Raw genomic sequence first — 18,504 nt, forward strand, 5'->3', positions numbered from 1 at the left:
AGGGTAACTGAGATGAAATTGTGGAAAAATTTAGTTTTAGCTACTGCGAGTCTGGCTGTAGGATTTGCTGCTGTTAATGTTAAAACCGCATCGGCGGCGATTGTGAATTATGCTTTCACTGTTGAAAGTCCTACCAAAACTGGTAAAGGATTTTTTAGTTTTGATGATGAAACTTTTAGCAATAGTATTTTTCCAGGAACAGTAGTTAAGTCGCTATCTTTCCAATTTGACGGGGACAGTAATATTTACACAGAACAAGATGATATTGCCTATCCTGATTTTCCTATTGTATCGTTAGTGGCTTCTGTCAATGGTCAGCCATCTATAGAATTAAGTTATTTTTTCTTAGATAAAACTAGTCCGACAGAATTTTATTATGAGATTGTGGGAGAAGATTTGACGATTTTGGATGCTAATTTTCAAAATACTGAAATTGGTTTTGGTAAGGTAACTTATACAAAAGTACCTGAACCCGCTACTATGTTGGGTGCTGTCATTGTTCTAGGTACTAGTTTGATTATCAATAAAAAATCAAGATTACTCAAACAATAAACGTTCAATTTTGTGGTCAAATCTATAGTAAAAACTATGCCCGAATTCTCAAATACTTCGGGCATACAGACAAAGATATACCAACATTGTTAATGATGGCTACTTAATTAAATATTAACGAATAAATAATAATTCGTTGGCATAGAGTTTTTTAGGATCAAGATAAAAACCTTGTTCAGCTAATTTACTCTCCACAAATTCGGTTTTTTCTGAGCCTAGAATGCGGGAATGCAATTCAATACATATTTTGCGTACATTGTGTAAATTGGCATATTTAAATAATTCATATTCACCACCTTCAATATCGAGAATCAAAAAAGTTGGGTCAATTCTTTGAATCTCTTGATTGAAGATAATTACAGGAACTTGAATCTTTTGGTCATCAGGTTTGCGTTGAATAGTTGAAGAAGACCAAAAGCTTTTAGCAACATAAAAATCTTGCGTTCCTGAAGTTTCACCTAACAAGCAATGATGAAAATGGGGATTGACATTATTTAAAGCAAAAGTCTGACGGATAAAAGGTTCTAACGCTGGATTTGCTTCATAGGTAAATACATGATCTGAACCTAATTGTCGCGCGCAGTAACTGGCCAGTAAACCTAAACCAGTTCCCAATTCCATAACTCGGTCATGTTTTTCTAAATTGGCTTGAATGATTTTCAACTCAGACGCTTCATAATAACCAGCATAAAGGGCTTCTAGTGGCCCTCGACTGATATTTGGTGGAATAGGCAACTTAATACCAGCAATTTCCACAGTCTGTGGTTTGGTAAATTCTCTGACTTTGAGCCTTAATTGACCAGCTAACCTGTTGATTTGATACTCTACTTTTTGCATAGATGAATAGGATTTGTATCTAGTAAAAGGGTAAAATGTCTGTCCTCAGTCTGGCGTAGCTCTTATTTGTGGGTGATTACTACTTCACCTGTAACTTTTGCTGCATCTGATGATACATCACCTGCTTGCTCAAATTCTCCAGTCCGCCATGAATCAGTTATATCTTTAATAAAGCTAGCTGTGGGGATAGCCACTAATAAACCTAAAACACCACCTAATTTCGCACCTAATAGTAAAGAAACTACCACCCAAACCGGATTTAAGCCAGTCAAATTACCGAGAATTCGAGGTGCAACAAAATTAGAGTTAATTTGGTCAATAGCTACAGCTACTCCCAAAACTTCCACTCCTAGCCAAAAGTTTTCTAAAGCAACTAATAAACTAACAATAGTAATACCGATACCTGTACCAAAAGGAAATAGGGAGAAAAAACCGATACCAATACCAAATAATAACGCTAGGGGAATTCGCAAAGCCACAAAAGCCAAAGTAACCGTTACCGCTAATATTGCTCCTAACGTCGCCTGACCAATAAAGTAATTATGGAAATCCTCCCGCAGTAGTTGGCGGACTTTCATACTGATATTTGTCGGAAACCACTGGTATAGACCATCCCACAAGCGATCGCCATTTAATACCATATAAATAGTTAGCACTACCGCCAGCAGCACATTCACCACCACACCGATAGTATCGAACGCCAAACCCAAAATTTTGCCGGTGACAGCCTGTAATTGATTAGACAATCTTTCTATCAGTTGCGTGAATAGACTACTCAAATTTACTGGTAAAGTTTGGGTAGCGATCCAATTTTGGAAAGCGTCAAGCTGTTGCGAGCCAGAATCAATCCAATTAGGCAAAATATTCACTAGTTCATTGAGCTGTTCAATAATTAGTGGAACTAAAGTCAGACCTAAAGCCACTAAAATCACCACAGCCAACAATAACACCCCACCAATCGCCAAGTTACGTTTCACTCCACGGCTTTGAAAAAATTGGATGGGATAATCTAAAACAAAAGCCAGCAGTACAGCCGATGCAAAAACACTCACTAAGGGTTGAAAATACTGCACAACCTGAAGTAACAACCAACCGTTAAGAATCACAACAGGAAACGCCAGTCCCACAGTTAACCATCGTGGCAATTTATTTAATGATTGCATTGAATGGTGACTCCACATGAACATAACTTTATTTTGCCTGCTCGATGGTAATTGGGCATGGAGCATTGGGAAGACGAGGGAAAGAGTAATGAGTAATGAGTGCTGAGTAATGAGTGCTGAGTAATGAGTGCTGAGTAATGAGTGCTGAGTAATGACTATTGACTATTGACTATTGACTATTGACTATTGACTATTGACTATTGACTATTGACTATTGACTATTGACTATTGACTATTTCCCCATAAAGTCTAATAAAATTTTCTGGACTACAGACCCTAGAGGTTTTACTTCACCTAGATTTTGAGAATAAGCTTTACCTGCGTGAATATCTTCTGGTGTTAGTAAAGCCATATCCGCCCCTTCATTTAACTCTAGCTGGTGCAATTCCACTAGCAAAGGCGCATGAAAAACATGACGGACAACTGTCTCACTAGGATAACAACCAAATTCAGTGAATGAGGGGAGTTTGTAAGCGATTTCTTCTAAAATTTCTCTTTGTACTGCTTCTGCTGGTGTTTCTCCTGGTTCAATGTGACCACCAAACAACGCCCAGTGACCAGGGTAGGGAATATTCGGAATATCATCCCGCAGCTGCATTAAAAATTTATTGTCTCGATAAAGAATAGCGATCGCTACATGGACTTGTTCGTTATTCATAAAAATTTATAGAAAATCTATGTCATCAATATTACTCCTCTTCTAAATAAACTTCCCCGAATTCCTGATTAGCTATAGGAATACTTTGGTATAGTATTTTGCCCCTCATCACAAATGATTCCCCCTCTTTGACGTTACCTTGATTAGTCACAATCCAGATTTTGCCCGTGGAATCATTAATTAAATATGCTTGACGTTGTAATAAGGGGACTTTTCTTTCCACCTTCCCTTGGACATAAACAGTACCAAGTTTTTCTCGCTTTGCTTGAATCGTCTTGATTTCCGTAACATTACTCCCAAAACCAAATTTATTACCTTGTAAGTTAGACGAGTTTAAAGCACCACACCCACAAAGTAGCAGCATCAAAAGTAAGCTAATACCAATTTTTAGTTTGTAATTCATAATTCCAACTCAACAATCAGTCAATGGTCAATAGTCAATAGTCAACAGTCAACAGTCAGCAGTCAACAACCACTTAGTTTTTCTTCCCCAAACCCAAAAATCCCTAATTCTCCATCCTTGATATGAGAAGATAGACAATCGGACAGCAACGCCATAATAATCTACAAACAAGAGTTCTTGACTAATGGCTAATGACTAATGACTAATGACTATTAACTAATGACTAATGACTATTGACCAAACTTTAGGAACTCTTATGGAAACCAAAATTGCCAAAACTTTAGATGGAAAAGCTTTAGCAGAAAAAATCCAAGCAGAATTAGCTGACCAAATTAAGGAATTACAAACTAAAATCGGCCGTCCTCCAGGGTTAGCAGTGCTGATGGTGGGAGATAACCCTGCTTCTGCGGCTTATGTGCGAAATAAGGAAAAATCTTGCGCTAAGGTGGGTATTGCTTCTTTTGGTAAACATTTTCCCAAAGAAACCACCCAAGAAGAGTTAGAAGCGGTCATTGCTGCACTCAATGAAGATGAACAAGTTGATGGTATTCTTGTTCAGTTACCATTACCAGGACATTTAGATTCTGTCAAGTTATTACATCAGATCACCCCAGATAAAGATGCTGACGGACTGCATCCAGTGAATTTAGGGCGACTAGTGAGAGAAGAAGCAGGGTTACGCAGTTGTACCCCCGCAGGAGTCATGCGGTTATTGGCAGAATATCACATCCCCTTAGCCGGAAAAAATGCCGTAGTGATAGGACGTAGCATTTTAGTAGGTAAACCTATGGCCTTGATGCTCTTGGCGGCTGATGCTACGGTGACTGTAGCCCACTCGCGATCGCAAGACCTCCCCAGTATCACCAAAAACGCTGACATTCTCGTTGTAGCCGCAGGTATCCCCGGATTAATTACTGCTGACATGGTGAAACCTGGTGCTGTTGTGGTAGATGTGGGGATAAATCGCATTACTGATCGTAACGGCAAAAGTCGCTTAGTTGGTGATGTGGAATTTGCCGCGATCGCTAATGTCGCTTCCTATGTCACTCCAGTTCCTGGTGGTGTCGGCCCCATGACCGTAGCTCTGCTGTTAGAAAATACATTCGTCAGCTATTTGAAAGCAGCAAAGGAGAAAGGAATCTTAATTGATAAATGAAAAATTATGAAAATTAACATAACTCATCATTTATCATTTATCTTCCATAATTACTCAAGTATTAGTTAATCTTTTCGCTCCAGAGCATCTTAAAATTGTGACGTGTACGACAAACAGCCAAAAGCCAAAAATTTAAGGAATTATAAGGATGGTAGCAGCTGATAACCTTCAGAAGATGCCAGAAACAGCCTCATTTAACCTAGCCGCTTATCTACAAGAACGCAAACAACTTTGTGAAGCTGCTCTCGATGAGTCTCTTCCTGTGATTTATCCAGAAAAAATTTATGAATCAATGCGCTACTCGCTATTAGCTGGAGGTAAGCGTCTGCGTCCCATTCTCTGTCTAGCTACCTGCGAAATGATCGGCGGGACAATAGAAATGGCTATGCCTACAGCTTGTGCAGTCGAAATGATTCATACCATGTCATTGATTCATGATGACCTGCCAGCAATGGATAATGACGATTACCGTCGTGGTAGACTCACCAATCACAAAGTTTATGGTGAAGACATTGCCATTCTCTCTGGCGATGGCTTACTGGCTTATGCTTTTGAATTGGTTGCCCTTCGCACACCCGAAAGTGTAGCCAGAGAACGGGTATTACAGGTAATTGTCCATCTAGGGCGGGCATCAGGGGCTGCTGGCTTGGTTGGTGGACAAGTAGTAGATTTAGAATCTGAAGGTAAATCTGATATTCCCTTAGAAACCCTCAACTTCATCCATAACCACAAAACAGCAGCTCTGCTAGAAGCCTGCGTTGTCTGTGGTGGAATTCTCGCTGGTGCATCACCAGAAGATGTACAAAGACTCTCACGCTATGCCCAAAATATCGGGTTAGCATTCCAAATTATTGATGATATTCTCGATATCACCGCCACCCAAGAGCAATTAGGTAAAACCGCAGGTAAAGACCTTTTAGCACAAAAAGTTACCTATCCTAGTCTGTGGGGTATCGAAAAATCACGCGCCAAAGCCCAAGAATTGATTGAATCAGCCTGTGCAGAACTAGAACCATTTGGGGAATCAGCACAGCCACTCAAAGCTCTGGCTCAGTTTATCACCAGCCGCAATCATTAAGATTTGTATCTGGAAAAATTCAAAATCAATAGTGGAGTGCTGAGTGCTGAGTAATCAATTTTTGAATTTTGAATTTTGTAGCTTGCTTCTCTTACGATGGCGTAAGCCTACCCGTAAGGGTATGCGTGAATTTTGAATTGAAGAGTAGCGACAGTGGATTTTGGGTTGCATCTCAATCTCAAACCAACACTAACTACTGCTAACTTTGACCAACCGAACCAAAAGACCATGCAGGACATAGGCGAAATTTTAGACAACCGGGTGCTACTGGTTGCCCTAGTAGCTTGTTTTTTAGCTCAAGCATTGAAGTTAGTAATTGAGCTAGTTCAACACCGCAAACTGAATGTCCGCGTTTTAGTAACGACTGGAGGGATGCCCAGCGCGCATTCAGCCTTGGTGACAGCTTTGGCAACCGGTGTAGGACAAACCCTGGGTTGGGCATCGCCTGACTTTGCCTTAGCCACAGTTTTTGCCATTATTGTCATGTATGATGCCGCAGGGGTGCGTCAAGCCGCCGGTAAACAAGCCCGCATCCTAAATCAAATGATTGATGAACTCTTCCATGAAAAACCAGACTTCAGCCAAGACCGCCTCAAAGAATTGCTAGGACACACACCTGTACAAGTCATAGCAGGTTCAGCTCTAGGCATCACAATTTCTTTATTGGCTAGGTCTTTATTAGTGATTAATCGGTAGTTAATGGTTGAAAGACAAGAGGAAAAGGAGGCAGGGGGCAGGGAGCAGGGGGAGAAAAATACAATGCCCAATTCCCAATGCCCTATGCCCAATTCCCAATTCCCAATTCCCAATAACTTACTGTGCTGCCACAGTCGATCGCAATAGTGTTACTCTGCGGCTATCTACTAGCACAGCAGAAAAACCGCGATCGTTGAGTTTCCTTAATGCGTTGTAAGCTTCTTGTTGGTTAGTCGTGTAGACTGCTAGCAAATAGTGTCTTTGTCCATAGGATGCCAAACCAACTTTACTGCCCATCGCTTGCTGTACACTATTGGCGAGTTCTGGACGATTGTAATAATCCACCAAAACAGCAAAACCTTCTCCTAGTATTTGCGGATTATAGGTAATTTGGGGTGGCTGCTGGGGCGACTGGGGTGCTTCCCCAGGTCTGGTGCTGATAATAGCTGATAAACCGACAATAGTTTGAATATACCTAGCCCAACGGTTAGCATCATCAATCTGGCGAAAACCCCCTATCCTTGTCACCGTATCCTTTAAATATTGACAGGTAGTGGTCTTAATTTCATTGGGTAAGGCGTTACGTAACTGCTTCTGATTTTCTGCTGTGGGTGAGACTACTAGTAACAGATACTCCCCAGCAGTGGGAGGCTGGCAAACAGGTAAAGGGTTTTGGGCTGTGGCGGAATTTATGCTCCCCATCAACCCCGCGATCGCTAGTCCACATACACTGGATAAAGTGGCAAATTTCTGCACAGAACTGGGACGCATAAGTAAGTTTTATTAAAATTTTTAGCAATTAGTCAATAGTAAACGACCTAATGACTAGTAACTAATGTACGGGCGGGTTTAACTAGAATATCCGTTTTTCAGGATGAATATCTCACATAACCCGCCCCTACTAACTAATTACTCAAGACACAGGAGCTAAAGATGCTAATGGATTGGGTATTGTTGCAGAAGGAGCTTGGAACTCTCCGGTAATCACGTATTCTAAGCGGAGTTTGAGCCAAGTAATAAATTGAGAATTGGTAGAAATAATCGCAGCTGCGGGTTGAGGACATTTAGCTTTGATATCAGCCATCTCCGGTGCTTCTAAAAAAGCAGGTTGTGCTACCAACCAAAAATCAATTTCTTTTTCTTGTTCGTGGTAGTGGCGAGTGCGTTCTTTCAGCACTTCCTCCATCGGCTCTTCTTGTAACAAAAAGCGTCGGCTAGCTAAAACGTAATAGTATGTTTGCATTGTCATCTTAATGATTACTAACTAATAATTTTAAAGCTAACCCTTACCCAATGCTGACTAAATAAGTGGGGCATGGGGAATTGGGCATAGGGCATAGGGCATAGGGCATAGGACATGGGGCATTGAATAAACACAGGGTATTATATTTTTCTCCCCCTGCTCCCTGCCCCCCTGCCTCCCCCTGCCCCCTGCCCCCTGCCTCATCTAACTCTTGGGCGATTTCTTGAACCAAGAACTAAACGGACAACTTTTTGCTGCGGCTTCTGTAGAGACTTTACCGCCTGCTGTTAATTTTTCTAAAAACAGCGTGTTGTCAAAGTAATGTTCCAAAGAGATGATTCTCAAATCATCGGTGACATGAGCCACACTCAAGCCGATAATTTCTACTGTTTCGCCAGTTGGTGCATAACCTTTATACGCACCTTTGAAATGTCCCCAGTGTCGCCACTTGAAAGTTACCGTTGGGGGGCCGGAGTAAACTTCTAGCACTTCCCAAGGGAAACCTTGGGGAAATGTCGTGTGAAAGAGTTTAGCAGATGTTTCAAAGCTTTCTTCAGAGGCTTTGTAATGGTCAGAATCACCCATAAAGATGTTGTAAGTCCCTTGGAAGGATACATCTGCGGCAGTGAACTCTTGACCCCCATTAGTAGTGACGCGAAACTGATCATTTACAACTGACAACCACTGCTGCGGGTTGGTTTTGAAAGATACCTCCATCTCAAAGGTTCTTACCAAATTCTGCACGATCGCTTCTAGCGAACCTTCAAGATGGTTTCGTGTACTCTCTTTTGCTAGATTCTCCTTAGAACGAGTATAATCTGGCGCAGTACCATAACGCCATTCAACATTCGTACTTTCAGCAATAACGCTATCTCTGTCTTGTACCCAAAGCGGCAGTTCGTTAGATTGTGTTGCGCTCATAACCATTTAAAATTCGTAATTCAAAACTGGGAAAATCATCAGCATGAGGTGTCCTGAATGTTCCAAACCACTTCTGAAACATTCCACCACACCAACAATTTTCGAGATTACGCAGTCACAACCCCTCTAAGGTAAAAGGCAAAATTCAAAAGTCCAAAACTCTTTAATTTTGAATTTTGTAGGCGTAAGCCTTCCCGTAAGGGTATTTTGAATTTTGAATTGATTACTCTCCTCTTATCGCTTGTTTCATTTCTCGGACGGCTCTTTCCATACCGACTAAGGCCGCGCGGCTAATAATGGTATGACCTATGTTTAGCTCTTCCATACCAGGAAATGCAGCCACAGGATATACATTCCAATAGGTCAAGCCATGACCAGCATTGACGCGCAAACCTGCTTGGATAGCTTGTGAACATCCTTGAGCTAACAAGGTTAGTTCTTCACGACGAGTGGTTTCGTCGCTGGCTTCTGCATATCTACCAGTGTGCAGTTCAATAAACTTTGCTTGCACCTTGACAGAAGCCTCTATTTGTGCAGGTTCGGCATCAATAAACAAGCTCACAGGAATGCCAGCACCCTGCAATTTATCGACGATATCACCTATTCTAGCAATTTGCCCGACGATATCTAAACCTCCTTCTGTAGTGACTTCTTCCCGCTTTTCCGGTACTAAAGTCACATAATCGGGTTTAATGTCAAGGGCAATTCCCAACATTTCTTCTGTAGCAGCCATTTCCAAGTTCAAGTGCGTCCGTACTGTCTGACGCAGTAAGCGTACATCCCTATCTTGAATGTGCCGTCTATCTTCCCGCAGATGCACTGTAATTCCATCTGCACCAGCTAATTCGGCTAATACCGCCGCCGCCACCGGATCTGGTTCTACCGTCCGCCGCGCTTGGCGAATAGTGGCTATATGGTCTATGTTTACACCCAGTGTAGGCAACCCCAGTATCTCCCTATCCACAATCCACAGAAATTTATCTTACCTGAAATTGTTAACAAAATTATTGCTCAAGAAGGTTCAAATCACCATTCATAAGTAATGATTGAAGAGACAAGATAAACACAACAAAAATTTTTAACCTCATCATTAACTATCTGTAAGCTATAGGACTCATATTTGATTTCTGAAAAAACTCCGTACACTTTTGTTCCTTCTTACCTGTTCCCTGTTCCTCCGAAGTTCTGATCGGAGGAAACCTCCGCTCAGACTTCTCTCTGTTCCCTGTTCCCTTACTACGCAAATGATTTCAGGAATCAAAGCGGATTCCTATATGTTAATGATGATTTTGGGTGAGTATAATGATGGGCTAAGTCCCAGTATGGGTAGTAGCAGGCAATCAAGGAAAAAATCACACCTTAGCCTTATGTGCTTACAATCAAACGTTTGTGTAAGCTTTAATCATAAAAGAAATAATTTTTGTGGCTGAATACTTTCTCGACAAGTTATTTAAATAGTTTTACTAAGTTACTAAGATTAGGGCATTTGTTTTAAAGACTATGGCAGAATTGTGGACTTATTTGTTTAATGGTGGGCCATTCGTCCCACACGGACACTGTTATTTATGGAAAACAGAATTAGTTTGGTTACATTTAATTTCTGACACAATCATTGCCACAGCTTATTATTCTATTCCTACGACACTTTTTTATTTTGTTCGGAAGCGGCAAGATTTGCCTTTTCATTGGATATTCTTATTATTTAGTGGGTTTATTGTCGCTTGCGGTACGACTCACATTTTAGAAGTTTGGACAATTTGGTATCCTACTTATTGGTTATCAGGATTTGTCAAAGCGTTGACAGCAGGTATTTCCTTACTCACAGCCATAGAACTCATTCCTTTAGTACCCAAGGCTTTAGCACTTCCTAGTCCGGCTCAATTAGAACAAGCGAATCAACAATTGCAAACAGAAATTAGTGAGCGTTTACTAATAGAAACAGAACTCAGAAGATATCAAAATCAATTAGAAGAACTGGTGTCACAACGTACCAATGAAATTACTAAAACTAACGAGCAATTACATCAAGAAATTGCCGAACGTCAGCGTCTTTTAGAAGTTGTCAGAAACAGTGAAGAACGTTATCGTTATTTAGCTGATGCGATTCCTCAACTGGTATGGACTGCTGATGCTCAGGGAGAGTGTGATTATTTCAATCAAAATTGGTGTAATTATACTGGGTTAACATTGGAGGAGTCATTAGGTACAGGCTGGGTAGCAGCTTTACATCCAGATGATGTACAAAAGGCCTATGATGTCTGGATTAATGCTGTCAGTAGCAGCACTATTTACGAAAATGAATATCGATTTAAACGGGCTGAGGATGGTTCTTATCGTTGGCAATTAGCGCGAGGCTTACCACTCAAAGACAAACAAGGTTGTGTGGTTAAGTGGTTCGGTACTTGTACAGATATCCACGAGCAGAAACAAATACTAGAACAACGAGCGCATTTACTAGAATTAGAGCAAGCGGCACGAGCCAAAGCGGAAACAGCCAATCGCATTAAAGATGAATTTCTCGCGGTTCTTTCCCATGAGTTACGCACACCCTTAAATTCAATTTTGGGCTGGTCTAAATTGTTGCAAAGTCAAAAGCTCAATCAAGCCAGAACATCCCAAGCCATAGCCACCATTGAACGCAATGCGATATTGCAGGTGCAACTTATAGAAGATTTGCTAGATGTCTCTAGAATTTTGCAAGGCAAACTAGTGCTGAATATTACAAGAGTTAACTTGCAGGCTGTAGTTTCGGCTGCACTAGAAACTATGCGTCTAGCAGCAGAAACAAAGATGATTCAGATAATAACAGTCTTTGATGCAGATATTCAGTCAATTAGAGGTGATGCGGCTCGTTTGCAACAGGTAGTCTGGAATTTACTCTCTAACGCTGTGAAATTTACCCCCCAAGGAGGACAAGTAGAGGTAAGACTAGAACAAATCAATGGAGTAGCGCAGATTACTGTTAGTGATCAGGGTAAGGGAATCAGTTCTGATTTTTTACCCTATGTTTTCGATTATTTTCGACAAGCAGATAGCAGTTCTACCAGAAAATTTGGTGGCTTAGGGCTAGGACTAGCCATTGTTCGCAAAATTGTAGAGATTCATGGGGGTACAGTCACAGCCGCTAGTCCTGGTGAGGAACAAGGGGCGACATTTACAGTCAGATTACCACTCTTTGCGGAAGATGAACCGAACACTACAGATGACAAAAATCGCTTCTCATTATCAAAATCTCTGTCTTCGCGGCTGGTTGGTGTCAAAGTTTTAGTGGTTGATGATGACCTTGATTCCAGAGATTTCTTAGCCTACATTCTAGAACAAGAAGGGGCTGAGGTGGGAGTTGCGGCTTCTGCGTGGGAAGCTTTACAAATCTTAGCCCAGTCCCCATTAGATGTGTTAGTCAGTGATATCAGTATGCCTGACATGGATGGCTATATGATGATTCGAGAAATCAGGACTTGGGTGGAACAGGAGAACGGAACAATTCCAGCGATCGCTCTGACTGCTTTTGCTAGACAATACGATCAAGAACAAGCCCTAGCAGCTGGCTTTCAGATTCACTTACCGAAACCTATTCACGCCGAAGAATTAATTACCGCCGTGACTAGGTTGGTTGTGAAATGATTATTGCCGTAACTGATTCACTACCCGATCTAAGCCTACAGAATGAGCCGCTTTGAATAATAAGCGATCGCCTGCTTGCATGAAGGTTTTTAATCTCTCCACTAATTCAGTATGACTAGTAAAGCACTCGGAGGGGATACCTGCTGCACTTGTGGCGATAGTTGCAGCATCTTGCCCATCAACTAACACGAACACTGCATCTAGTTTTAAATCTCGCACTGTTTCGCCAACGCGTTGGTGTAATTGCAGCGATCGCTCCCCTAATTCTTTCATCGCCCCTAACACCGCAATTTTCCGCTTTCCAGGCGTGTCTGCTAATAACTGTAATGCTGCTAGCATGGCTTCTGGTGCAGCATTATAAGTCTCATCTAAAATTAATACATCATTGGGTAAGCTAAAACGTTGGGATCTACCAGTGGGCATATTGACATTTACGCCCTCTTGTAGTTTTGCCCAATCGATACCCAAAACTTGAGCCACGGCTAAGGCGGCTAGAAAATTTGTCGCATTGTGTCGCCCAGGTAAAGGCAGAGGTAGCTTGATCCCTCCCACCTCAATAGTTTCACTATCAATGAGTCTTCCTTGAATGTCGCCACCATCCAAGCCATAGGTTAATACTTTCCCCTGCCAAAATTTGGCGGCTGTGGCTAATAACAGGGGATTATCATGATTGAGGATAGCAATACTATCTGGAGGCATTTCGGCTAATAATTCACATTTAGCCTCAGCGATCGCGGCTTCTGAACCTAACAACTCAATATGCGCTGTTCCTACATTAGTAATTACACCAATTGTGGGATGTGCGATGTGTGTAAGTTCGGCAATTTGTCCCCTTCCCCGCATCGCCATCTCAATTACAGCATAGTCGTGTTCGGGACTTAATTCTAAGAGGGTTTTAGGGACACCGATTTCGTTATTGAAATTGCCAAAGGTTTTATGAACCTTACCCTGTGTACTCAAAACGGCGGCGATCAGTTCCTTGGTGGTGGTTTTACCGACAGAACCCGTCACCCCAATCACCGGAATTTGCCAGCGATCGCGCCACCATCGCCCGATTTTTTGATAAGCCTCTAGAGTATTGTTAACTTGTAATACAGGCAATCCAGAGTTTTCATAGTCAAAATCGACAATAGCCGCGATCGCACCTTTAGCGATCGCACCAGAGACAAACTCATGTCCATCAAACTTTTCCCCGCGTAAAGCCACAAACACTTCACCAGGTTTAATGATGCGACTATCTGTTTGAATACCAATACCGACTTGTGCTAAATCAACCGTACTTAAATTTACTGGCTGGGCTAAAAGAACTTCTACTAGTTGAGTGAGAGTAATAGACATAATAATTCAAAATACTATCTTGAGAGTGGTGAGTGCTGAGTGCTGAGTAATGAGTGGTGAGTGGTGAGTGCTGAGTAATGAGTGGTGAGTGGTGAGTTAAGAAATAAAATCTACCTTGTCTACCTTGTCTACCTTGTCCCCAATACTTCGACAAGCTCAGTACAAGTCCCCAATCCCCAGTCCCCAATCCCCAAATCCTCTTCATTTTGAATTTTGAATTTTGAATTTTGAATTTTGAATTGATTCGTCCCCAGTCCCCTATAAAAGTGTGCCAAAGCAGTTTAACTACTTTGGCACACTTAAGTATATATGCTATTTGAAATCGGTTGATGGTTAAAATTGCTATTCAGGGGTGAACCGAAAATTAAAGCAATCTCCAATCCCTAGTCAAGAATCCCCCAACTCATGCCTGATATTTGATTGCTGTTGCTTGTAAAATCTGTATTGCTAAATCACGAGAAATATCTAAAGCTTGATAAAAATCGTTTAAGAAATTTTTTTCTTCATCGGTTACTGAAGCCTCACCCAGAACTAGATCAGCAGATAACGCAAAGGCGGCTGTTCGTAATTCAGGGGATAAAGACTCTTTGGCTAGGTTAAATAAGGCGTTAAAGCCATCTTGCCAAAGAATATCTAAAATCCTGTGCAGTAACTTATGGATCGTATCTGGAGAATGACCTCTCAATAGCTTGGAACGCGAGAGGATATAGGAAATATGACGCTCTTGCTCATTAGTTAAATAACTATCTGACACTGTGGCCAGTAAAACAATAGCTGCAAAAGCTTCTGATTCGCCGAGTAATTCTGGTGTGGGAATTTCCGCGTCCAGAACTGTGTCTAGTAAATTCATGATAGTTGCTCCTGGATGGGGTGTCTCAATAGCGTACAGTCACCTTGACAGTTTTTAACCTAATCTGGCAACTTGCAACGCTGTGAGACTTCATATTTTAGTGTTCCCAGGATTTTTGGACAGTGAACACCTTGGCTGTATATGGTTTTAGCTAGATGTACAGCATCCGATGACGAATTTATCTATCGTTGCCCGGTTTTTTCAATAGTTTCAATAACTGCTAGCCCAATCCCTGATGCTGCAATTAGAAGTATAGCTGACAGCAAGTAGGCGTTGGTTAACATCCGAAGGGCTTCATCAAAGAAAATATAGGTGGTCATAGCTTCACCTTTTGAACTATGTGCTGCTAGTGTTGTTTATTTCTCCACCTGCGGAGTAGGAGATTCCGTTGATAAACTGCTAGCACTTGCATCTTAACAAAACTTTAGCTCTTCTAGGAAAAGAATAAGATTTTTTCTTTCTGAAGATTCGATGAAAATAAGCTGAATTTGGTTGCAAAGAATACTGAAAAATTTTTTGTGGAGGATTTTTGAGGTTTAAACTACCTTTTGCATAACCTTGATCATGTTATTCCTAGCACGAATAGGTGTTTTCCTACCTGAGATAGATTAAATCTATAAAAACTTGATTTTCAAGAAAAATCCTGGTTTTTCTCTCATTAGTTTCAGTAATTTTCCTGAAGCTTTTCTAGTGAGAGAATATTAATGTCACACAATTTTAATCAGTAAATAAAATTTAGGAATTTTTTTATATTCAGGACTTACGCAACTGGCACAAGCAATGGTGAGCTTCGCGCACCGAGCGCCCAAAAACTACAGAGAAGACATAGCAATATCTGGACGTTTTAGTTGCTCAATTAAATAATTAGAAAGCAAATTGTGCTTGAGCTTGTAAATAGTTTGACCTGTTTGATAAGCTAAACTTTTCAGTCTTAGCCAAACTAACATAGCGCAAGCAATATGATTTCTTTGAAGACGGGCTTTACGGCATTGACATGATTCAATACCAGTTAGTTGCTTTATTTCTCGATGAAACTCCTCTATTTTCCAACGAATTTTACACACCTGTTGTGTAACATCCGTAGAACTTTGAGATAAATCGTTTGTTGCGACATAATCCGTCCTATCGGTAGAGATAGTAACCCGGAAAAGTTTCACTTTTTTCTCAGCAGGGAATCCTTTAATTTTTATGATTTTACCACATTTTAAATCTTCCTGACTCCATTCTAGAGATTCAATATTCTTATATTTTTCTCTACCAAAACTATCATCTACTAAACGATTAGTCTTTAAAGGACAATAATAAACTTTATCTAGACTATCGATATAAAGCATTAAATTATTGACCGCATACCAAGTATCCATTAAAACTGTATTGAAAGGTAGAATCTTTTGATATACAAGCCCTTGGAGCATATTTTTCACATGGTCAATCTTGCTGAAACCATCATTTTCTGGATTGAAAATTCGATAATCTATTACCCAGAAATTGAGAGTTTTAGGATTAACATATATGCAACTTACTATTCCTATCCCTCTAACAACACCATGTTCATTACCACTATACTGCCTTCGTACTATTTCTATTTCTTCAGAAAATCTTTTATCTAAAACTGTATCATCAAATATAATATAAGCATCCTCGTCAGTGACAATTAAATCTTTGACATTATCCCAAAGTAAACGAGGAGTTAATTTTTCATTTCTTAAATAATAATTAATTTTGTCATGACTAATATTTGACAAATGTTCTGCTAGATTAGTGATTGTATAGTTAATTTGACTGCTAAGTAAATATTGACAATAATTAAGTTTAGTAAATTTCATCACTAACCAACTTTTTGATGTACTTCTATCAATTTTCTCATAAAATTTTTAACAACAAGATACATCACTATTTATTGTTACTAATTCGAGTCAAACCAATCAAACACATTCTCGCTAAATCAATACCTATGTACTACTGGCTAGCGATCGCACTGTGCCAGTTGCGTAAGTCCTGATATTATCTAGCTACAAAGAGGAAAGGTAGATTGATGTTATCTAACCACTCACTATTTGATTAAGAAAAGTAAAGAGTATTTATGTATACTTAATAAGCTAATTTTTTTACTGTTTTAGATACTAGCAAAATCAAATTATTGCTGTGTCAACCAAAAATAAAATAACGTGCATAAGACTTTTTACCTCAGTAAATTTATCGCAATATATTTTTACATAAACATGATTAACAAGTATTTATATTGATATATTGTCTTTGATTCTCATAAAAAATTATCTCAAAATCTTTACATTACTTAATATATTGATTTGTCATGGATTGGTTATCAAAATTGCAACAACAGCGATCGCTGGCGGTGATTCGCGCACCCAAACTGGAACTAGGATTAGAAATGGCGATGGCTGTAGCGGCTGGGGGAATGAAATTAATTGAAATTACCTGGAATAGCGATCGCGCCGGAGAATTAATCACCCAACTCCGTAGGCAATTACCCGAATGTACGATTGGGACAGGGACATTATTTAATGTGCAGCAACTACAAGCAGCGATCGCATCTGGGGCGCAATTTTTGTTCACCCCCCACGTTGATCCGGCGATGATTCAAGCAGCAGTAGCCGCACAAACACCTATCATTCCTGGTGCGCTAACCCCGACAGAAATTATTACAGCTTGGTCTTGTGGTGCTAGCTGCGTCAAAGTCTTCCCTGTCCAAGCCGTGGGGGGTGCTAGTTATATCAAGAGTTTGCAAGGGCCACTGGGTCATATTCCCTTAATTCCCACAGGGGGAGTCACCCTAGAAAACGCGTCGGCTATGATTCAAGCAGGTGCGATCGCAGTTGGGTTAAGTGGCGAGTTATTTCCTAAACAGTTAGTAGCACACAGAGACTGGGAAGCGATCGCCCAACTAGCAAGTAATTTACTCCGCAACTTAGCTGAATTTAACATAGACAATAGGAGCTAGGAACCTCATGTTCCCTGTCCCCTGTAATACCAACTCATCAACATTCAGCCACGAGTTCAAAATTTATTTGGAATTTTGAATTGCTCTAACTTGTGGTGTTGTCCGTATACAGCCCACAATGATAACTTGTTAAGCTCAAAGATAAGACGACAATGCCATGATCATGTCCATACTACGCAAATTTACTGTTTTTCTTTTAGCTGTAAGTTTGTGCTTGACAACTGTCGCTTGTGGAGGCGGAAACCAAACCACCCCAACCAATCGCAACGTCAGCCAAACTGCTACACCCACTAAATTAAGTGACGGTCAATATCAAGTCCAACAAGCCACCTATGACGATGGTTCAGGGGAGTACACTTTATTTTTACTCAACAGTACACCCCCTACCTTTGCCACCGAAAACTTGCAAATGGCTAGGCTAACTGATGATGAAATCAAAGAAGGTAAGAAAACTTATCTCAAAGTAGACAAAGGACAACCAGTTTTATATTTGACAGAAGACTTTAAAATTGAGTACGTCCACAACGTCACCGAAAACAGAACCAACCCCAGCACCGGACAACAAGAAACCGTCGTAGTTCGTCGAGAAAGTGGTTTTTGGGCCCCCTTTACTGGTGCGTTAGCTGGTCAAGCAATAGGTAGCTTATTGTTTAGACCCCAATACTATGTACCTCCTGTATATCAACCAGGCGCAGGATTAATTACTGGCTACGGCGGTTATGGTACAACCTACGACCAAGCCGTTAATAGCTACCGTACCCGCTATAATTCAGCACCAGCAGCCGTGAGAAATCGCACTGCTTTTAGAACCACAGGGACAATCAGAAGATCATCTGGTGATTCTACTGTCCGTTCTACAACACGCACCAACCGACCCTCTGGTTCAGGTTTTGGTACCAGCACCTTAAGATCCTCTGGTAAATCAACTACCACCAGACGCAGCCCCAGTAGCAGCAGTTTTGGTAGTGGTCGTTCTCCAGCTCGTCGTAGCACAGGTTTTGGTAGTAGAAGACGCTAATTAAT

The 18,504-nt window shown here is 40.8% G+C and carries 20 protein-coding genes; 7 read left to right on the top strand and 13 right to left on the bottom strand.

The window, feature by feature from the left end; all coding sequences use genetic code 11:
* Window positions 1–12: 12 nt before the first annotated feature.
* Window positions 13–552: a PEP-CTERM sorting domain-containing protein gene (locus tag ACQFX9_RS16610; RefSeq protein WP_427157016.1), complete on the top strand. Its 540-nt coding sequence runs from the start codon at window positions 13–15 to the stop codon at window positions 550–552.
* A gap of 114 nt (window positions 553–666) precedes the next feature.
* Here the strand turns inward: ACQFX9_RS16610 and ACQFX9_RS16615 are convergent, their stop codons facing one another.
* From ACQFX9_RS16615 to ACQFX9_RS16630, 4 genes are all read right to left on the bottom strand, one after another.
* Window positions 667–1,389, bottom strand: coding sequence for an FkbM family methyltransferase (locus ACQFX9_RS16615; RefSeq protein ID WP_427157018.1), 723 nt, complete (start codon window positions 1,387–1,389; stop codon window positions 667–669).
* A 62-nt stretch (window positions 1,390–1,451) separates the two neighbouring features.
* Window positions 1,452–2,552, bottom strand: coding sequence for an AI-2E family transporter (locus tag ACQFX9_RS16620; RefSeq protein ID WP_427157019.1), 1,101 nt, complete (start codon window positions 2,550–2,552; stop codon window positions 1,452–1,454).
* 232 nt (window positions 2,553–2,784) lie between these two features.
* The gene (locus ACQFX9_RS16625) at window positions 2,785–3,210 is read right to left on the bottom strand and encodes an NUDIX hydrolase (RefSeq protein WP_427157021.1); all 426 of its coding nucleotides are present in this window, start codon (window positions 3,208–3,210) and stop codon (window positions 2,785–2,787) included.
* A 31-nt stretch (window positions 3,211–3,241) separates the two neighbouring features.
* Window positions 3,242–3,613, bottom strand: coding sequence for a hypothetical protein (locus tag ACQFX9_RS16630; protein WP_427157022.1), 372 nt, complete (start codon window positions 3,611–3,613; stop codon window positions 3,242–3,244).
* Window positions 3,614–3,869: 256 nt separating this feature from the next.
* On the opposite strand from ACQFX9_RS16630, the gene folD reads away from it, so the two are divergent.
* The 3 genes from folD to ACQFX9_RS16645 all read left to right on the top strand — a co-directional run bounded on the left by folD (window position 3,870) and on the right by ACQFX9_RS16645 (window position 6,543).
* A complete protein-coding gene (gene folD / locus ACQFX9_RS16635) occupies window positions 3,870–4,769 on the top strand; it encodes a bifunctional methylenetetrahydrofolate dehydrogenase/methenyltetrahydrofolate cyclohydrolase FolD (RefSeq protein ID WP_427162916.1) in 900 nt (299 codons plus the stop codon).
* Between the two features lie 148 nt (window positions 4,770–4,917).
* Window positions 4,918–5,847 carry a geranylgeranyl diphosphate synthase CrtE gene (gene crtE, locus ACQFX9_RS16640; RefSeq protein WP_427157024.1) on the top strand — a complete coding sequence of 310 codons (930 nt, stop codon included), beginning with the start codon at window positions 4,918–4,920 and terminating at the stop codon, window positions 5,845–5,847.
* A gap of 228 nt (window positions 5,848–6,075) precedes the next feature.
* Window positions 6,076–6,543, top strand: a complete 468-nt coding sequence (locus ACQFX9_RS16645; RefSeq protein ID WP_103137003.1) for a divergent PAP2 family protein — start codon at window positions 6,076–6,078, stop codon at window positions 6,541–6,543.
* Window positions 6,544–6,660: 117 nt separating this feature from the next.
* Here ACQFX9_RS16645 and ACQFX9_RS16650 read toward each other — a convergent pair whose 3' ends face one another.
* The 4 genes from ACQFX9_RS16650 to ACQFX9_RS16665 all read right to left on the bottom strand — a co-directional run bounded on the left by ACQFX9_RS16650 (window position 6,661) and on the right by ACQFX9_RS16665 (window position 9,650).
* The gene (locus tag ACQFX9_RS16650; RefSeq protein ID WP_427157025.1) at window positions 6,661–7,314 is read right to left on the bottom strand and encodes a hypothetical protein; all 654 of its coding nucleotides are present in this window, start codon (window positions 7,312–7,314) and stop codon (window positions 6,661–6,663) included.
* Between the two features lie 142 nt (window positions 7,315–7,456).
* Complete coding sequence (locus ACQFX9_RS16655) at window positions 7,457–7,786, bottom strand: MgPME-cyclase complex family protein (RefSeq protein ID WP_103137005.1); 330 nt, start codon at window positions 7,784–7,786, stop codon at window positions 7,457–7,459.
* A gap of 204 nt (window positions 7,787–7,990) precedes the next feature.
* Window positions 7,991–8,707 (bottom strand): SnoaL-like polyketide cyclase, encoded by a 717-nt coding sequence (locus ACQFX9_RS16660; protein WP_427157027.1) that lies wholly within the window; start codon window positions 8,705–8,707, stop codon window positions 7,991–7,993.
* A gap of 223 nt (window positions 8,708–8,930) precedes the next feature.
* Window positions 8,931–9,650, bottom strand: coding sequence for a pyridoxine 5'-phosphate synthase (locus tag ACQFX9_RS16665; RefSeq protein WP_427157028.1), 720 nt, complete (start codon window positions 9,648–9,650; stop codon window positions 8,931–8,933).
* A 557-nt stretch (window positions 9,651–10,207) separates the two neighbouring features.
* Between ACQFX9_RS16665 and ACQFX9_RS16670 the strand changes: the two genes are divergently transcribed.
* Entirely contained in the window at window positions 10,208–12,331 is a 2,124-nt protein-coding gene (locus tag ACQFX9_RS16670; protein ID WP_427157029.1) for an ATP-binding protein, read from the top strand.
* On the opposite strand, the gene ACQFX9_RS16675 is transcribed toward ACQFX9_RS16670, so the two are convergent.
* The 5 genes from ACQFX9_RS16675 to ACQFX9_RS16695 form a co-directional block, all read right to left on the bottom strand.
* Window positions 12,332–13,675, bottom strand: coding sequence for a UDP-N-acetylmuramoyl-tripeptide--D-alanyl-D-alanine ligase (locus ACQFX9_RS16675; RefSeq protein ID WP_427162917.1), 1,344 nt, complete (start codon window positions 13,673–13,675; stop codon window positions 12,332–12,334).
* Entirely contained in the window at window positions 13,602–13,874 is a 273-nt protein-coding gene (locus ACQFX9_RS16680; protein ID WP_427157030.1) for a hypothetical protein, read from the bottom strand. Before ACQFX9_RS16680 ends, ACQFX9_RS16675 begins: the two co-directional genes overlap by 74 nt.
* Window positions 13,875–14,072: 198 nt before the next feature.
* Complete coding sequence (locus ACQFX9_RS16685) at window positions 14,073–14,519, bottom strand: tellurite resistance TerB family protein (protein ID WP_427157031.1); 447 nt, start codon at window positions 14,517–14,519, stop codon at window positions 14,073–14,075.
* Window positions 14,520–14,701: 182 nt separating this feature from the next.
* Window positions 14,702–14,839: a hypothetical protein gene (locus ACQFX9_RS16690; RefSeq protein ID WP_192881704.1), complete on the bottom strand. Its 138-nt coding sequence runs from the start codon at window positions 14,837–14,839 to the stop codon at window positions 14,702–14,704.
* Window positions 14,840–15,331: 492 nt separating this feature from the next.
* Window positions 15,332–16,345 carry an IS701 family transposase gene (locus ACQFX9_RS16695; protein ID WP_427156835.1) on the bottom strand — a complete coding sequence of 338 codons (1,014 nt, stop codon included), beginning with the start codon at window positions 16,343–16,345 and terminating at the stop codon, window positions 15,332–15,334.
* Between the two features lie 488 nt (window positions 16,346–16,833).
* Between ACQFX9_RS16695 and ACQFX9_RS16700 the strand changes: the two genes are divergently transcribed.
* Both ACQFX9_RS16700 and ACQFX9_RS16705 read left to right on the top strand, forming a co-directional pair.
* Complete coding sequence (locus ACQFX9_RS16700) at window positions 16,834–17,481, top strand: bifunctional 4-hydroxy-2-oxoglutarate aldolase/2-dehydro-3-deoxy-phosphogluconate aldolase (RefSeq protein WP_427157033.1); 648 nt, start codon at window positions 16,834–16,836, stop codon at window positions 17,479–17,481.
* A gap of 157 nt (window positions 17,482–17,638) precedes the next feature.
* Window positions 17,639–18,499 carry a hypothetical protein gene (locus ACQFX9_RS16705; protein WP_427157035.1) on the top strand — a complete coding sequence of 287 codons (861 nt, stop codon included), beginning with the start codon at window positions 17,639–17,641 and terminating at the stop codon, window positions 18,497–18,499.
* Window positions 18,500–18,504 lie beyond the last annotated feature (5 nt).

It is taken from the genome of Aliinostoc sp. HNIBRCY26, assembly GCF_050235535.1.
In the GTDB taxonomy this organism is placed as follows: domain Bacteria; phylum Cyanobacteriota; class Cyanobacteriia; order Cyanobacteriales; family Nostocaceae; genus Trichormus.

Coding starts and splice junctions, on each gene's coding strand:
- ACQFX9_RS16670 (WP_427157029.1), top strand. CDS start 10,208: ATGGCAGAATTGTGGACTTATTTGTTTAATGGTGGGCCATTCGTCCCA.
- ACQFX9_RS16700 (WP_427157033.1), top strand. CDS start 16,834: ATGGATTGGTTATCAAAATTGCAACAACAGCGATCGCTGGCGGTGATT.
- ACQFX9_RS16690 (WP_192881704.1), bottom strand. CDS start 14,839: ATGACCACCTATATTTTCTTTGATGAAGCCCTTCGGATGTTAACCAAC.
- ACQFX9_RS16680 (WP_427157030.1), bottom strand. CDS start 13,874: ATGAAGAGGATTTGGGGATTGGGGACTGGGGATTGGGGACTTGTACTG.
- ACQFX9_RS16615 (WP_427157018.1), bottom strand. CDS start 1,389: ATGCAAAAAGTAGAGTATCAAATCAACAGGTTAGCTGGTCAATTAAGG.
- ACQFX9_RS16705 (WP_427157035.1), top strand. CDS start 17,639: ATGATCATGTCCATACTACGCAAATTTACTGTTTTTCTTTTAGCTGTA.
- ACQFX9_RS16695 (WP_427156835.1), bottom strand. CDS start 16,345: ATGAAATTTACTAAACTTAATTATTGTCAATATTTACTTAGCAGTCAA.
- ACQFX9_RS16610 (WP_427157016.1), top strand. CDS start 13: ATGAAATTGTGGAAAAATTTAGTTTTAGCTACTGCGAGTCTGGCTGTA.
- ACQFX9_RS16655 (WP_103137005.1), bottom strand. CDS start 7,786: ATGCAAACATACTATTACGTTTTAGCTAGCCGACGCTTTTTGTTACAA.
- folD (WP_427162916.1), top strand. CDS start 3,870: ATGGAAACCAAAATTGCCAAAACTTTAGATGGAAAAGCTTTAGCAGAA.
- ACQFX9_RS16645 (WP_103137003.1), top strand. CDS start 6,076: ATGCAGGACATAGGCGAAATTTTAGACAACCGGGTGCTACTGGTTGCC.
- ACQFX9_RS16625 (WP_427157021.1), bottom strand. CDS start 3,210: ATGAATAACGAACAAGTCCATGTAGCGATCGCTATTCTTTATCGAGAC.
- ACQFX9_RS16660 (WP_427157027.1), bottom strand. CDS start 8,707: ATGAGCGCAACACAATCTAACGAACTGCCGCTTTGGGTACAAGACAGA.
- ACQFX9_RS16630 (WP_427157022.1), bottom strand. CDS start 3,613: ATGAATTACAAACTAAAAATTGGTATTAGCTTACTTTTGATGCTGCTA.
- ACQFX9_RS16685 (WP_427157031.1), bottom strand. CDS start 14,519: ATGAATTTACTAGACACAGTTCTGGACGCGGAAATTCCCACACCAGAA.
- ACQFX9_RS16620 (WP_427157019.1), bottom strand. CDS start 2,552: ATGCAATCATTAAATAAATTGCCACGATGGTTAACTGTGGGACTGGCG.
- crtE (WP_427157024.1), top strand. CDS start 4,918: ATGGTAGCAGCTGATAACCTTCAGAAGATGCCAGAAACAGCCTCATTT.
- ACQFX9_RS16650 (WP_427157025.1), bottom strand. CDS start 7,314: ATGCGTCCCAGTTCTGTGCAGAAATTTGCCACTTTATCCAGTGTATGT.